At 49.4% G+C, this 13,759-nt stretch carries 16 protein-coding genes; 10 read left to right on the top strand and 6 right to left on the bottom strand.

From position 1 onward, the window contains the following. Positions 1-40: 40 nt before the first annotated feature. Positions 41-202: a hypothetical protein gene (locus tag ACJ2PR_RS00825; protein WP_446875570.1), complete on the bottom strand. Its 162-nt coding sequence runs from the start codon at positions 200-202 to the stop codon at positions 41-43. 438 nt (positions 203-640) lie between these two features. Between ACJ2PR_RS00825 and ACJ2PR_RS00820 the strand changes: the two genes are divergently transcribed. Beyond that, positions 641-1,156: a L,D-transpeptidase gene (locus ACJ2PR_RS00820; RefSeq protein ID WP_446875569.1), complete on the top strand. Its 516-nt coding sequence runs from the start codon at positions 641-643 to the stop codon at positions 1,154-1,156. Positions 1,157-1,237: 81 nt separating this feature from the next. On the opposite strand, the gene ACJ2PR_RS00815 is transcribed toward ACJ2PR_RS00820, so the two are convergent. Then, the gene (locus ACJ2PR_RS00815) at positions 1,238-1,780 is read right to left on the bottom strand and encodes a late competence development ComFB family protein (protein WP_446858813.1); all 543 of its coding nucleotides are present in this window, start codon (positions 1,778-1,780) and stop codon (positions 1,238-1,240) included. A 486-nt stretch (positions 1,781-2,266) separates the two neighbouring features. Between ACJ2PR_RS00815 and ACJ2PR_RS00810 the strand changes: the two genes are divergently transcribed. Beyond that, positions 2,267-4,588, top strand: coding sequence for a cation:proton antiporter domain-containing protein (locus tag ACJ2PR_RS00810; protein WP_446875568.1), 2,322 nt, complete (start codon positions 2,267-2,269; stop codon positions 4,586-4,588). Positions 4,589-4,618: 30 nt separating this feature from the next. On the opposite strand, the gene ACJ2PR_RS00805 is transcribed toward ACJ2PR_RS00810, so the two are convergent. Next, on the bottom strand, positions 4,619-4,834 hold the full coding sequence (locus tag ACJ2PR_RS00805; RefSeq protein ID WP_446858811.1) for an Hfq-related RNA-binding protein: 216 nt from the start codon (positions 4,832-4,834) through the stop codon (positions 4,619-4,621). A 148-nt stretch (positions 4,835-4,982) separates the two neighbouring features. On the opposite strand from ACJ2PR_RS00805, the gene dapF reads away from it, so the two are divergent. Further along, the gene (dapF, locus tag ACJ2PR_RS00800; protein WP_446875567.1) at positions 4,983-5,825 is read left to right on the top strand and encodes a diaminopimelate epimerase; all 843 of its coding nucleotides are present in this window, start codon (positions 4,983-4,985) and stop codon (positions 5,823-5,825) included. A 69-nt stretch (positions 5,826-5,894) separates the two neighbouring features. On the opposite strand, the gene ACJ2PR_RS00795 is transcribed toward dapF, so the two are convergent. Both ACJ2PR_RS00795 and pdxA read right to left on the bottom strand, forming a co-directional pair. Continuing rightward, positions 5,895-6,116, bottom strand: coding sequence for a DUF4327 family protein (locus ACJ2PR_RS00795; RefSeq protein WP_446858809.1), 222 nt, complete (start codon positions 6,114-6,116; stop codon positions 5,895-5,897). Between the two features lie 275 nt (positions 6,117-6,391). Beyond that, the gene (gene pdxA, locus ACJ2PR_RS00790; RefSeq protein ID WP_446875566.1) at positions 6,392-7,435 is read right to left on the bottom strand and encodes a 4-hydroxythreonine-4-phosphate dehydrogenase PdxA; all 1,044 of its coding nucleotides are present in this window, start codon (positions 7,433-7,435) and stop codon (positions 6,392-6,394) included. 222 nt (positions 7,436-7,657) lie between these two features. Here pdxA and petM point away from each other — a divergent pair, with 222 nt between their 5' ends. Continuing rightward, positions 7,658-7,762, top strand: coding sequence for a cytochrome b6-f complex subunit PetM (gene petM, locus ACJ2PR_RS00785; protein WP_446858807.1), 105 nt, complete (start codon positions 7,658-7,660; stop codon positions 7,760-7,762). 36 nt (positions 7,763-7,798) lie between these two features. Here the strand turns inward: petM and ACJ2PR_RS00780 are convergent, their stop codons facing one another. Continuing rightward, on the bottom strand, positions 7,799-8,215 hold the full coding sequence (locus ACJ2PR_RS00780) for an ArsR/SmtB family transcription factor (protein WP_446858806.1): 417 nt from the start codon (positions 8,213-8,215) through the stop codon (positions 7,799-7,801). A gap of 245 nt (positions 8,216-8,460) precedes the next feature. Here ACJ2PR_RS00780 and ACJ2PR_RS00775 point away from each other — a divergent pair, with 245 nt between their 5' ends. From ACJ2PR_RS00775 to ACJ2PR_RS00750, 6 genes are all read left to right on the top strand, one after another. Beyond that, positions 8,461-9,453: an SDR family oxidoreductase gene (locus tag ACJ2PR_RS00775; protein WP_446875565.1), complete on the top strand. Its 993-nt coding sequence runs from the start codon at positions 8,461-8,463 to the stop codon at positions 9,451-9,453. 117 nt (positions 9,454-9,570) lie between these two features. Continuing rightward, on the top strand, positions 9,571-10,473 hold the full coding sequence (locus ACJ2PR_RS00770) for an NAD(+) kinase (RefSeq protein ID WP_446866263.1): 903 nt from the start codon (positions 9,571-9,573) through the stop codon (positions 10,471-10,473). A 156-nt stretch (positions 10,474-10,629) separates the two neighbouring features. Then, on the top strand, positions 10,630-11,322 hold the full coding sequence (gene nblR / locus ACJ2PR_RS00765; RefSeq protein WP_446858803.1) for a response regulator transcription factor NblR: 693 nt from the start codon (positions 10,630-10,632) through the stop codon (positions 11,320-11,322). 9 nt (positions 11,323-11,331) lie between these two features. After that, a complete protein-coding gene (locus tag ACJ2PR_RS00760; protein ID WP_446875564.1) occupies positions 11,332-11,868 on the top strand; it encodes a DUF192 domain-containing protein in 537 nt (178 codons plus the stop codon). Positions 11,869-12,250: 382 nt separating this feature from the next. Beyond that, on the top strand, positions 12,251-12,448 hold the full coding sequence (locus tag ACJ2PR_RS00755) for a DUF2949 domain-containing protein (RefSeq protein WP_446858801.1): 198 nt from the start codon (positions 12,251-12,253) through the stop codon (positions 12,446-12,448). A 55-nt stretch (positions 12,449-12,503) separates the two neighbouring features. Then, positions 12,504-13,658, top strand: coding sequence for a glycosyltransferase (locus tag ACJ2PR_RS00750; RefSeq protein ID WP_446875563.1), 1,155 nt, complete (start codon positions 12,504-12,506; stop codon positions 13,656-13,658). Positions 13,659-13,759 lie beyond the last annotated feature (101 nt).

The following is a 13,759-nucleotide window of genomic DNA, read 5'->3' as shown; positions in this document are numbered from 1 at the left end:
TTTGGCGGTAGAACATTGGAGCGAAATAAAATCGTTCTAGCTACTTGCTCCAATCAACACTTGCTAACAGAGTTGTGACCTGTGTTTGAGCAATCTGCAACTCCAGAGGAACTTTTGTTTCTTGAAGGGAAGCTGAAGAAATCCCTAAAAAATAGTTCAGCGAGAATGTGATTGTGACTGCCAAAAATAATTTGTTGAACATAGAAACCTCACCTCACAACACCTGGAAACTGTCTTACCGACTGAATTGTAGATTCAAATACTTACTATGGAGAGCAGTTGACAGACTCTTTAAACACGGGTGAGTCAGCTGTCAAAATAAAGTGCCCTGTTTTGTCTAAATTGATCGAACTTAGAAAGTAAAAGACGAAAATAGAAACTGCGGAAATGTACCTTTGTATATAAGAAATTTTGAGAAGGCTCAATCAAACTGATGGAAATTTATTCCCCCTAAAGGGTTACATTTTGAACTTCATCCGTGGCGTGATTGCTTCCGGAGGAATACTCACAGAATACGATCGCAGTCCGAAAAAGTTGACCGCATTTTTACAGAGATCAAGTTGATAAAGTATTTTAGGAAGAAAGACATTTCTCCAAGATGGCGGCAAAGATCCAAAACACATCCCTATCAAGAACGTTCATGTTTCTCTGTGTCGGAACAGGCGCTTTAATCGTTGGGGCGCAGTGGCAGCAGTTTCCAAAAATTTCTCTCCCCAGAGTCGAGTTAGCATCGCCAAGTCCGGAGCCGTCTCCAATAGTGCCAACTTCTAACGCTAGAGTCGTGGTTGATCTGAGCGATCGCCGCGTTTATCTCTACAGAGGCAATCAGCTAAAAGCCAAATACTTTGTGGCGATCGGGCAGGCTGGCTGGGAAACGCCGACTGGCTCCTTTAAAGTTTTTCAGATGTATCGCAATCCAGTTTGGCAGCATCCGATCACAGGGCAGACAGTTCCGCCTGGCGAAAAGAATCCGCTAGGAAAGTGGTGGATTGGCTTTAGTACTGAAGAGGACTTGTTGATTGGGTTTCACGGCACTGACGAAGAAGAGCTACTCGGTCAGGCCGTCTCGCACGGCTGCGTCAGAATGAGAAATTCCGATGTCGGCAATCTGTATCGCCAAGTCTCGATCGGAACTCCTGTCACCGTGAAACCTTAATTTTTGCTAGATCAAAATCTGAAAGGGATGATGGTCTGTTTCACTTTCGAGGTCGCTTTGAGGTCGCGGTGTCAATTGACTCTAGCGAGGCTCTGCTTCAAAACTGGGCGCATATGCCTGAAGTAAAGCGCTGACCTGAGTCAAGATTTCATCCTTAGAACTCTTCCCGATCGCCTGACGCTCTGGAAAGAATTCGGGCTGATCGAGGTTTTTGGCGATCGCTTCTCCAACTCGTTGAGAAATCACGCCCTGTAGCTCTTCTTTGGCAGTTTGACGCTGATAAGTTGCCCCTTCTTCGGTCGTGGCGTAAAGCGGGGGAAGGCGGTTGAGCGCATAGGCGGCAATATCCCCCAGATCTAAAGTGCGATCGCTGGTTGCCTCGATCTCCGCTACTCGTGCGATCGCCTCCGTCAACACCAATTCTTCCATCACATTAATAAACTGTTTGCGCGGGACTGCCACCACCTCGCCTGTCAGCAGTGCACCCATCAAACGGTCTAAAGCCATGTATTCTTCGATCGAAAGCTCTAAGGCTGTGTCGCAGATACGCCCTACTTCTGCTTCCATTGCTGGTGTCAAATAGCCATCCTGTAGGGCTTGTTCAACGATCTTTTCAATGCTCATAGCGCCTCTTAAAAACTCCAAACAGCGTTTGAATGGACTAACCCCGGAATCATTTTGCCCCAGATTCTGCATCTAGCAACATGCGGATCTGATTGATCAGTCATGAATTATGCAATTTCTCGATTCGATAAATGCAGATTAGGCGATCGAACAGAAGCTTGACAAGTGTGAACGATCTAGCACGTCTCGCGCCTTGAGAAGGGCAGACTCTTGAGAAAGGCAGACTAATGGACTGCGATCACAATTTATCCTAATCAATCAGTTTATTCACGCGAATTATTCACGCGAACGGCTTGACGCATTCTGAAGACAGCGCGTGCAAATTATGCATCAAATTTCATAAATGGTTTCACTTTACGAGCCAGAGAATTCATCCAGAATAAGACAACTCTAGAGAAAGGAGAGTGCGCCTGTTCCCTAGATTATGAAAACTTAGTATTCTAAAGTTTATAGACTGTAATATTTTTTCTAATATTTAGGACGCTCGTGCAAGAAGACTTCAGACTGATTGTCGATCTCGTTTCTGTTTTGGCTGCTGCCGCAGCAGGAGGTTTGCTGGCTGCCCTGCTCAAACAACCTGTTTTGTTAGGCTACTTGCTAGCAGGGATGGTCGTTGGCCCAACAGGGTTAGGACTCATCAAAGAACTGATTCAGGTAGAAACACTGGCGCAGTTTGGAGTGGCCTTTCTGCTGTTTGCCCTGGGAGTGGAGTTTTCTTTCTCAGAGTTAAGAAAAGTTAAAAATATCAGTTTAGGCGGCGGTGGGCTACAGATTGCGCTGACGATCGTGGTGACGACTCTAGTCTCGATCGGCATGGGGTGGGTCGCTTCTCCGGCTCAGGGCGTTTTCTTGGGAGGGATTTTGTCGCTCTCTTCGACCGCTGTGGTTCTCAAGTGCTTGATGGAGCGTAATGAAACGGGCACGCCTCATGGACAGGTGATGCTGGGAATTTTAGTCGTGCAAGATCTGGCACTGGGTCTGATGTTGGCGGTGCTGCCTGCGCTAGATAAACCCGCCGAAGAAATCAGTCTGGCGGTCGGTTGGGCCCTTCTGCAAACAGGACTTTTTGCGCTGGGCGCGGTGGCCGCTGGCATTTGGGTCATTCCTCCACTTTTGAGGCTGCTGGCAAAAACAGAGAGTCGTGAATTATTTTTGCTAGGAGTGGTGGCGATTTGTCTGGGAATTGCCCTGCTAACTGAGCATTTGGGACTCTCGATCGAGATGGGGGCCTTTGTCGCTGGGTTGATGATTTCTGAGGCAGAATACGCCGACCAGACGCTGACCTATGTCGAGCCGTTGAGAGATATCTTTGCATCTCTATTTTTTGCGTCGATCGGAATGCTCATCGATCCCGGCTTCCTCTGGAATAATTTGGAACTGATTTTGGGGTTGGTGGCTCTGGTTTTTATTGGCAAGTTCATCATCATTACGCCTCTGGTTCGGCTGTTTCGCTATCCGCTCAAGACGGCTTTGATCACAGGATTGGGGCTGGCTCAGATTGGGGAATTCTCTTTTGTGCTGGCTAGTGAAGGTCAATCGCTGGGACTAGTTTCTCGCCGGGTTTACCTGCTGATTTTAGGAACGACGGCTGTCACATTGGTTTTGACTCCTTTTGTGTTGCGATCGGTGCCAAAGCTTTTTGATTGGGCTGAGTCACTACCCTGGATGCAGCGCTATCTCGAACAAACTGACGTACCTTTGGGTGTTGCGGATGATCTGCCGACTCAAAACCATATTGTGGTCTGCGGTTATGGACAAATCGGGCGAAACATTGTGCGGCTGCTCCAAGATCGCAATTATCCCGTTCTGGTAATCGACCAGTCTGAGAGCCGAATTCAACAAGTGCGAGAAGCGGGACTGCCTTACATTTACGGCAACGCGGCCAGTCTGCATGTGTTGGAAAAAGCAGGCGTGGCTCAGGCCAAGGGTATGGCGATCGCCCTTCCTGATCCAATGAGTACGCGCCTTTGTTTGAAGCGATCGCTAGAAGTAGCTCCTGATCTAGATATTGTCGTCCGTGCCAACAAAGATAAAGACATCGAACTGCTTTATCAATTGGGTGCGCGAGAAGTTGTACAGCCTGAGTTTGAAGCCAGTTTAGAACTGTTGGCTCATCTGCTTAACGGAAGCGGCGTGTCTCTGTTGACGGTGCAGAAAGACGTGCAGAAAGTTCGTAATTCTCACTATTTGGAACTGCGTCCAGAGCGTCCTTCTTATGAAATTTCTCGCGATCTAAAAGCCGCCACAGGCGAAATGAATAGCAAATGGTACTCATTGCCGGAAGCGTCGCCGCTATTGGGGATGACGATCGAAGAAACCGATATCCGTCACCTCACAGGCGTTTCTCTAGTGGCCATTCGTCGGGCAGGTGGAGCCGAACTTGACTACCCTGACTCATTGACCACTTTGGAACAGGGCGATCGCCTCTTGATTGTTGGAGAACCGAATGAAGTCGCTGCTTTTGATGAACTGGCCAAAGGGGAAGCGGCCGTTCCTGCGCCCAATGCCTCTTGCCAATGGATTCAGATGCCCGGAGACAGCATGATGGTGGGCAAAACGATCGCCCAAATTGATCCGCTACAACAGTACGGCATTCGCATTCAGGCAGTGCGGCGAGAAGGCAAGTTTTTGCGATCCCCAGAAGATGAGGTGGCGTTGCAAGAGGGCGATCGACTTCTCTTGTGCGGCAGTTTTCATGCGCTGATTCAGGCAAGAGAGGCGATCGCGCCCAAACTACAACCTTCCCTACTCTCAGAGATGGGGGCTGAAACCAATGGCGGGCTTCTAGAAAAGCAGGTGGAGTCTTGACGCTTTGCGCTATACAGAGGTGAGCAGGCTTCAGAGCTTGGGTTTGACGTACACGATCGCCTGCCGCCAAACGATAATCGGCTGATCGTATTGATCCAGCACACAGATACAATGTGGGTCTTGCCAGCGAACTTTTCCGGTGAGCAGATCGCCCGTAACGAGTTTCATCTCGACTTCTTTTTCCTCACGGATGATCGTCTGCACCTGACGAATGCTGGGTAGCCCGGTTTCTAGTTCAGTAGACATGTTTTCTTCCTCTGGCAAATGACAAACAGCTTAGAGTCGTGAGTTTTGAATTGAAGCAGCTTGCAGCCGCAGATTCAAAATTTGGATCTCAAAACTTTTTCTATAGTTCCGCAATCTCAACTCTACACATCCTTCGGAGTCGCGAATCATGAATGTTGAATTCACTAAGTATCACGGTTTGGGGAATGACTTTATTCTGATTGATAATCGCAGTTCATCAGAGCCTTGCTTGACTCCAAAACAGGCGGTTGAGCTGTGCGATCGCCACTTCGGAATCGGAGCAGACGGCGTGATTTTTGCGCTTCCGGGGCAGGATGGCACCGATTACAGCATGAGAATTTTTAACTCTGACGGTTCAGAACCAGAAATGTGCGGCAATGGAATTCGCTGTCTGGGCCAATTTTTAGCAGATTTGGAAACCTCAGACCACGGAACCGCCCGCGCAGAATATCGCATTCAGACGCTGGCAGGCGTGATGACACCCAAGCTAGAAGCCAACGGTCAAGTGACCGTGGATATGGGAGTGCCTCACCTTTTGGCCGCAGAAATCCCCACCACGATCGTCGCCCCTGACCAAACTGCAATCGATCAACCCTTAGAAGTCGCAGGTCAAACTTGGCGCGTTACTTGTGTGAGCATGGGCAATCCGCACTGCATCACTTTTGTAGACGATGTAGCAGAAATTCCTTTAGAGCAAATTGGCCCAAAATTTGAGCATCATCCAGCGTTTCCACAACGGACAAACACCGAATTTATTGAAGTGGTGCGATCGGACTATCTTAAGATGCGCGTGTGGGAAAGAGGCGCTGGAATCACGCTGGCCTGTGGCACAGGGGCTTGTGCGTCCCTGGTTGCTGGAGTGCTTAACAAACGCTGCGATCGCCGAGTAACAATCGAACTGCCCGGTGGATGCTTAGACATCGAATGGGCAGTCAATGACCGCCTCTACATGACCGGGCCAGCAGAGCGAGTGTTTGTGGGCAAGCTTTGAGCCTGTTTCAGAGCTTTGGATCGATGGGGCTGCAAAACTCAGAACTGAAAACTTCCCCACACAGCCCGTTTAATCGTTATCCCAAAGCTCGCTGCCCATCAAGTCACCAATGCGATCGCGCAGCAAAAAATCACACTTTTCTAGCTCACACTCAATGCAGACCCATTCGCGGGCAGGAATATGCTTGCAGAGTGTATAAATCGGTTGCTGACGATTCACCACTCCCTTTTCGACCAGTTGACGTACTTCGTCTTGAATCATGGTCAGGGAGTATTGGATTGTCTGAATCATGTCACCCTCCTGGGAGTCCTTAAAATTGTGCGCGTTAAGAATTAAAAGATTTTGCAAAAAGCATTTTGTTCGTGCCTCGAAGAAAACAGCTTTGTAGTCAGATATACTGAATGTTTTCTATTCTCAGGCTACTCCTTTAGGAATTATATTAAGAAGTGTTGCTTTTGTCAGCAAGGCTTGACATTGTTTCCATTCCTGGTTCGCCCCAAAATTCAAAGTGAGTCAGGTTTGTGGTCTGGATCACATTGTAAAAGTTTGTAATAGTGCAAGTTTGTCTAGCAAACCGATGAGGCCGCAAGTTGATGTTCTGATAGTTCGATCGCTAGATCGATCGCCGCTTTCAAACTAGTCGCCTCTGCAACTCCTCGCCCTGCGATGTCGAAGGCCGTTCCGTGGTCAGGAGAAGTCCGAATAAAGGGCAGCCCGATCGACGTATTTACGGCTCGATCAAATGCCATCAGCTTCACCGGAATTAAGCCCTGGTCATGGTAGAGCGCCAAGTAGCCATCGTGAGCCATTCCCTGACTGCCATACCAACATTGTCCCGGCTTCACCCAGAGCGTATCCGGCGGAATTAAGCCATCTAGCTGAGTGTTGGGAAAGCGAACACACATTTCTTCTAACCACGTTACCATCCAATCCTGTTCTTCGCGACCGAGTTGTCCCTGTTCTCCACTGTGCGGATTCAGGCCCGCGATCGCGATTTTCGGACGGTTGAGGCCAAAATCTCGCTGCAAGCAGTCGATCAGTAATTCTAGTTTGAGGGTCAACAACTCTGGAGTCAGTGCGTCGGCCACCTGGCGTAGAGGAATGTGAGTCGTCGCTAACAGGGTTCTCAACATCCAACCAGTGTGAGGCGATCGAGCGACAAACAACATGCCAAATCGAGTTACACCAGCCCGCTCTGCCAGCAGTTCGGTTTGCCCTGGGTAAAAGTGTCCGGCCGCTTTCCAGGCAGATTTGGCGATCGGCGCGGTGACAATTCCCTCAAAGTTGCCTGCCAAGGTTTGAGTGATCGCCGTTTCTAAATATTGAAAGCTCGCTTCGCCACTGGCCGCATTACCCTCGCCTGGGATAATTTGCGACTCTAATGCTGCTGTTAGCGGCACCTCCAACACATTTAAGCGATCGGGATGCGCCAGCAAACAAACAGAATGAAGGCGATCGTAGGTTTTTTGAAGTTGAGACCGGGTGCCCACGATCGTGACAGACGCTTTTTGGGCAACCGTATCGTCGGCCAGCGCCTTTAACACAACTTCAGCACCAATTCCAGCAGGGTCGCCAACCGGGATTACCAGACGAGAGCGTTTCAGAACCATAAAAAATTAGAAACTAAAAAACAAGCCCCAGGAAAATGTCTATTCTCACCTTCGACAGCGTGGCGCAAAGACGACCTTTATTCCTGAGAAGGCACTACTCAACTGGTTTACAATACTTTTGTAGGGATTTAGATATTACTAGGTAACCATACTCATTTGACAAGAGTAAAGTCTTCCCGGTGACAATCGTCCCGTCCCCATCAATTTAGGAGAATTGAATTCATGGCTGGAGAAATTTTTACAACGGCTTTCTTCGCATTTACGCTAATTTTAGTCGGTCTGAGCCTGGGCTTTTTACTGCTCAAAATTCAAGGCGGCGAAGAGTAGCCAATAGGGGACTGAAGAATCTGGACATTCTAGCCTTCAGTCTTCTTCATCTAGATGCTCGGCGACTTCTCGATACAGATTAAACACATGGCTGTCTTTGAGGTAGTAAAAAACGTTGCGCCCTTGCTTGCGGTAGCCGACCAGACGCATCGATCGCAGGGCCCGAAGTTGGTGAGACACGGCAGACTCACTCATTTTGACAGCCGTTGCCAGATCACACACGCAAAGCTCATGAGTTGCCAGCGCTGAGAGAATTCTCAACCGATTGGCATCTCCCAACAGCGCAAAAAACTCTGCCATTCGCTGGGCTTTTTCGACACTGACAATGCTGCGATTGAGTTGGCGAACATGGCTCAGATCTACCGGGTGCTGGACTTCACAATTCAACCTTTCTGTCGCCTTTGGTTGGTCTTTGTCAGGCGCACCCATCGAAAGGGAGTTGAGATTCGACATAACATTCAACCCAAATCGCTCAACAACTTAGTCCTATTCCAGGGTAGCGTAATTGACCTCGAAACAACTTAGAGCAGAGCGGCTTTGGACTCAGCGGCTTTGGATTCAGCGAGTGACCCTGCAACAGATCGGGTAGGATTGTAAACACTTACCTGAGAATCTAATCTGCTTTGGGAAAAAACCAATTTTGACGATAATTTCTGATAAGATTTGACAAAAAGTTAACAATTCGTCACGAACTCCTCATGACCTTATTAATTGTGGGTGCCACTGGTACCTTGGGAAGACAGGTGACTCGTCGCGCTCTAGATGAGGGTTACGAAGTGCGCTGTCTCGTTCGTAGTCTCAAAAAAGCGGCTTTCTTAAAGGAATGGGGCGCGGAGTTAGTCACGGGTGATCTGTGTAAGCCTGATACCCTACCCGCGGCCTTGGAGGGCGTAAGCGCGATCGTCGATGCTGCTACCGCACGAGCCACCGACTCTCTCAGCATCAGACAGGTGGATTGGAACGGTAAGGTCAACTTGATTCAATCTGCCAAGACCGCAGGCATCGATCGCTACATTTTCTTCTCCATCCTGGACGCGGAAAAATTTCCGGACGTACCGTTGATGGATATTAAAGCTTGTACAGAAAAACTTCTGATTGAGTCAGGGCTAAACTACACGATTTTGCGACCTTGTGGCTTTTTGCAGGGTTTGATTGGTCAATACGCCATCCCGATTCTCGAAAGTCAAGCAGTCTGGGTGATGGGAGACACGTCGCCGATCGCTTATATGGATACGCAAGATGTCGCCAAATTTGCCGTTCAAGCGCTCAAAGTGCCTGAGACTGAGCAAAAATCTTTTCCCGTTGTGGGCGCTCGTGCTTGGGGCGCTTATGAAATCATTCGGCTGTGCGAACGGTTGTCTGGTAAAGAAGCGAGAGTCTCCACGATGCCGATCGGCTTGCTGCGGGCCATTCGTCGATTTGCGCGATTCTTTCAATGGACTTGGAATATTGCCGATCGACTTGCCTTTACCGAAGTCGTGGCCACCGGAAAGTCCCTCGATGCCTCAATGGGGGATGTCTACAAAACCTTTGGGCTGGAGCAGTCAGAAATGACGACTCTGGAAGCCTACATGCAGGACTATTTTGGACGCATCCTCAAAAAGCTGAAGGAAGTGGAATACGCCCAGGAAAAAGCGAAAAATAAGAAAAAGAAAGTCGCCAAAGACGGGAGAACTTATCCAAAGTTTTAAGGTTTGAGCAATGAGTTTTTGAGTTGTCTCTAATTCAAAGCTCATTGTCCAGAACAGATTGCTGAATTGGAATGTTATATTCCGAAATACCCGATTAATTAGATACGGACTTTTTTTGTGCCCAAGGCTGGCATCATTTACAACGACGACAAACCCATCGCTTGTCAAGCTGCGGCTGCACTAAAAGACAAGCTAAATTTGCGCGGGTGGGAAGTTATTGTGGCCACCGGAAGTGGGGGAATTTTGGGCTATTCCAATCCTTCGAGTCCAGTCTGTCATACGCCGATCGACACCATTTCACCGCCAGGGTTTGATCCAGAAATGAGCTTCGCGATCGTGCTGGGCGGCGACGGAACCGTTCTCTCGGCATTTCGTCAAGTCGCACCAAGTGGCATTCCGCTATTGGCCGTCAACACAGGACACATGGGGTTTCTCACTGAGATTTTGCTTGATAAGATGTCAGAAGCGATCGAGGCGGTGCTCTCTGGCGACTACGAGATCGAGGAACGCACCATGCTCAAAGTGCAAATTCTCCGAGATGAGGTCTCACTTTGGGAAGCGCTTTGTTTGAACGAAGTCGTGCTGCATCGAGAACCGCTGACCAGTATGTGTCATTTTGAAGTGGCGATCGGGCGACATACCCCGGTTGACATTGCTGCCGATGGGCTGATTTTGGCGACTCCGACCGGATCGACTGCCTATTCGCTTTCGGCGGGTGGCCCAGTCGTAAAGCCGGGGGTTCCTGTACTGATTTTGGTGCCGATTTGCCCACACTCTCTGGCATCTCGCGCGCTGGTGTTTGCCAATAGCGAGCCTGTGACGATTTTTCCGGCGACTCCCAATCGGTTGGTGCTGACGGCGGACGGTAATGCGGGTTGTTATGTGTTGTCGGATGATTGTGTGCGGGTGGAGCGATCAGACTATCCGGCTCGATTTGTGCGTCTGCGTCCGCCAGAATTTTTTCATGCGCTGCGTGACAAGCTCGGCTGGGGGTTGCCACACGTTGCTAAACCGACTTGAGAAAAAATCGAGAAGGCTGTGCAGAACTTTGCCCACCATCAGGGCCAGGCGCGAAACTCAAAATTCAAATCGCTTCGAGACGTGCTAAAACAATGGGGAACCTCACTAAAGATACATTTCAGTATAGAAAATCCTCTGTCCCCCAGGCATTCTCTTATGAGTACCACTCTCGAACTCAACCCCTGCGTGCTGATCATCGAAACGGATGAAGCGCTGGCCCAAAGTGTCAGTCTAGATCTGCAAGAATCGGGCTATGACACGATCGTTGCCCACGATTCTCCCAGTGGTTTGCGTCATGCGACAGAACGGCACCCGGCTTTGATTGTGGTCGATCGACTGCTCAGTGGAGACTCAGGACTGACCTTTTGCAGTCATCTTCGCAATACGGGAGCGCGGATTCCGGTGCTGTTGATGATGGCAAAAGATAGCGTTGAAGATCGGGTAGCTTGCCTAGAAGCGGGAGCCGACGATTATTTTCTCAAGCCCTATCGCAGCGATGATTTTCTCAAGCTCGTCAAGCTTTATCTACAACCTGAAACCCCTGGCAATGAGCAGTTGAGATTTGGAGATCTGATTTTGGATCTTTCAACTCGTCAGGCTTTAAGAAATGGACGGGCGATCGACCTGACGATGAAGGAGTTTGAGTTACTCAAGTATCTGATGGAGCACCCCCGCGAAGTTCTGACTCGTGAGCAAATTTTGGAAAATGTTTGGGGATACGATTTTGTGGGCGAGTCCAATGTGATTGAGGTTTACATTCGCTATCTACGTCTAAAAATTGAAGACGAAGGCGAGAAGCGGCTGATTCAAACCGTGCGCGGGGTTGGCTATGTGTTGCGTGAAGCTTGAGGCGAGAGAATGGGAAAGCGGAATTTTGTTCAAACCAGCGTGATGGGACTTGGGTTAAGTGTAGTGCTGATGGGTTGCGCTCTCTCGACGGCGGACACTTCAACTCAGGCTTCCGATGTCCCGATTGTGCAGGCGGCGATGGCTCAAGACTTACCCATTACAGCGATCGCTGACGTTGCCGGAAAGAAGATTCAGCTAGAAGTCGCCAATACCCCTCAAGAGCAAGCGACTGGATTAATGGGTCGCACCAGCTTGAGAGACGATCGCGGCATGTTGTTTCCCTTTAATCCGCCTCGCCCGGTGCAATTTTGGATGAAAAATACGCTGATCAGTTTAGATATGATCTTTGTGCGTCAAGGGGTTGTCAAAGCGATCGCGGTTGATGTGCCTCCCTGCAAGTCTGACCCCTGTCCTGTGTATGGCTCAGGAGATGAAGTGGTTGATCAGGTCATTGAGGTGAGCGGCGGACGATCGAAAGCGCTGGGTTTAAAGGTGGGCGATCGGCTTCCCGTTCAGTTTCTCAAATCGGACTCCAAAAAGCCTTAAAAATCGTACCGCATTAGTCGTCTCGCTCCCTTCAAAAATTTCTGTCTCGTATAAATTTTTCGTGCAGATATTTTTTAATGGAGCGGAATGATGGATACTGAAATTTAGAGGATTTCGCACGTCATATTTGATACTTTGAGCAGCCGCCCTGAAGCCGAATCACTCTCAAGATAGAGGACTCACATCAGAGAAGGGTCTATTCTTGATCCCCAAGCAATCTATATCGGGGATCATCTCTGAGCCTTGATTGAGCGCGATCGTGACGAGGTGTGAGTGTGGGTCGATTTGCGTAAATAGTCCAGATCAAAGAGTGGCTACCTGTGGGTGTTCATTAAACGCAATGTTTGTCCACAATGGGACTCACTCAGGAGATGAGAGAAAAATGGCACCTGCAACTCACCTTAAATTTATTCGCTTTTTGCGAGAAGAATTGGCGATTTCTGACTCGTCGATCGCCTTTGCACTGCGCCACCGTGAGCAAAATAACGGCCCGTTGCCGATGATTCTCTGGCAATACGGACTGGTGACATTGGAGCAGCTCGATCGCATCTACGATTGGCTAGAATCAGCCGTTAGTTAGATAAATAATTTTCTAACTCAAGATTGAATAGCCTGAAAACTCATCTGGCTATCCCGTGAAAATCTTATTTTTGGATCAAAGTGGCAAATCCGGGGGCGCAGAACTCTGTCTGTTAGACATTGCCCAATCGCTTCAAACGCAGTGTCTCGTCGGTTTGCTTGAAGATGGCCCCTTTAAAGACTTGCTTCAAGAAAATCAGATCCCCGTCCAGGTGTTGGGTCGCGAGCCTATACAAGTTCGCAAAGACAGTGGTTGGCGCACAGGGTTGAGGAGTCTGGGGCAGATGATTCCCCTGATCGTAGAAGTCGCCCAGGTCAGCCGCCACTACGATCTGATTTACGCCAATACGCCAAAAGCGCTCGTAGTCGGAGCGTTGGTCAGCTTGATCACTCGGCGATCGCTGGTTTATCATCTACACGACATTCTCTCAACCGAACACTTTAGCCCGACAAATCTGCGGCTGGCGGTAACTCTGGCTAACCGATCAACGCTGGTCATCGCCAACTCTCAAGCCAGTCGATCAGCCTTTATCGCAGCAGGCGGCCGGTCAGAAATCACGCAAGTCGTCTACAACGGATTTCGGCCAGAGCAGTATCGAGGTGAAGATTCTTCTCTTCGCGCAGAGTTGGGATTAGAAAATCGCTTTGTCATCGGTCACTTTAGCCGTCTCTCTCCGTGGAAAGGGCAGCATGTTTTGCTAGAGGCGCTCACTCGGTGCCCCGATGTCACCGCCATTTTTGTGGGAGATGCCCTGTTTGGAGAGCAAGCTTATGTCAAACAGCTTCACCATCAGGTTGAGGAATGGGGACTAAACGATCGCGTCCGGTTTTTAGGATTTCAATCCAATGTGGTACCGCTGATGCAAGCCTGTGATCTGATCGCTCACACCTCAACAGCAGCCGAACCCTTTGGGCGAGTCATTGTCGAAGCGATGCTCTGTGGAAAACCGACGATCGCAGCCAAAGCAGGCGGCGCATTAGAATTAGTCACTCACGGAATCAACGGCTGGCTAGTCACCCCAGGAGACGCTGCCCAACTCGCAGACCTGATCCAGCAGATTCGGCAAGACTGGCAGGGAGCGATCGCCATTGCTGATCACGCCCAAATCCAGGCGGGCGATCGCTTTCACCTTGACCAGACCAACCTGCAAATTCATCAACTGCTGACACAAGTCTTACAAGAGGAGTGCCCTTTGACGCAGGTCGCTTGATCGAGAACAGTTCACAGCAGGCCTGATTGAAAGCCTCTAAATATCGTTCATACAGCCCCCAAATCGGCGAAGAACAACGCTCAAAATTCCGTCAAAAGGAC

Source organism: Phormidesmis sp. 146-33, from assembly GCF_052939515.1.
Note: the sequence above shows the minus strand (reverse complement) of the source record. Positions and strands in the feature narration are given on the sequence as shown.

Excerpts from the sequence above, each read along its gene's own strand:
- ACJ2PR_RS00825 (WP_446875570.1), bottom strand. The coding sequence starts at position 202 with ATGTTCAACAAATTATTTTTGGCAGTCACAATCACATTCTCGCTGAAC.
- ACJ2PR_RS00820 (WP_446875569.1), top strand. The coding sequence starts at position 641 with ATGTTTCTCTGTGTCGGAACAGGCGCTTTAATCGTTGGGGCGCAGTGG.
- ACJ2PR_RS00815 (WP_446858813.1), bottom strand. The coding sequence starts at position 1,780 with ATGAGCATTGAAAAGATCGTTGAACAAGCCCTACAGGATGGCTATTTG.
- ACJ2PR_RS00805 (WP_446858811.1), bottom strand. The coding sequence starts at position 4,834 with ATGTCTACTGAACTAGAAACCGGGCTACCCAGCATTCGTCAGGTGCAG.
- dapF (WP_446875567.1), top strand. The coding sequence starts at position 4,983 with ATGAATGTTGAATTCACTAAGTATCACGGTTTGGGGAATGACTTTATT.
- ACJ2PR_RS00795 (WP_446858809.1), bottom strand. The coding sequence starts at position 6,116 with ATGATTCAGACAATCCAATACTCCCTGACCATGATTCAAGACGAAGTA.
- pdxA (WP_446875566.1), bottom strand. The coding sequence starts at position 7,435 with ATGGTTCTGAAACGCTCTCGTCTGGTAATCCCGGTTGGCGACCCTGCT.
- petM (WP_446858807.1), top strand. The coding sequence starts at position 7,658 with ATGGCTGGAGAAATTTTTACAACGGCTTTCTTCGCATTTACGCTAATT.
- ACJ2PR_RS00780 (WP_446858806.1), bottom strand. The coding sequence starts at position 8,215 with ATGTCGAATCTCAACTCCCTTTCGATGGGTGCGCCTGACAAAGACCAA.
- ACJ2PR_RS00775 (WP_446875565.1), top strand. The coding sequence starts at position 8,461 with ATGACCTTATTAATTGTGGGTGCCACTGGTACCTTGGGAAGACAGGTG.
- nblR (WP_446858803.1), top strand. The coding sequence starts at position 10,630 with ATGAGTACCACTCTCGAACTCAACCCCTGCGTGCTGATCATCGAAACG.
- ACJ2PR_RS00760 (WP_446875564.1), top strand. The coding sequence starts at position 11,332 with ATGGGAAAGCGGAATTTTGTTCAAACCAGCGTGATGGGACTTGGGTTA.
- ACJ2PR_RS00755 (WP_446858801.1), top strand. The coding sequence starts at position 12,251 with ATGGCACCTGCAACTCACCTTAAATTTATTCGCTTTTTGCGAGAAGAA.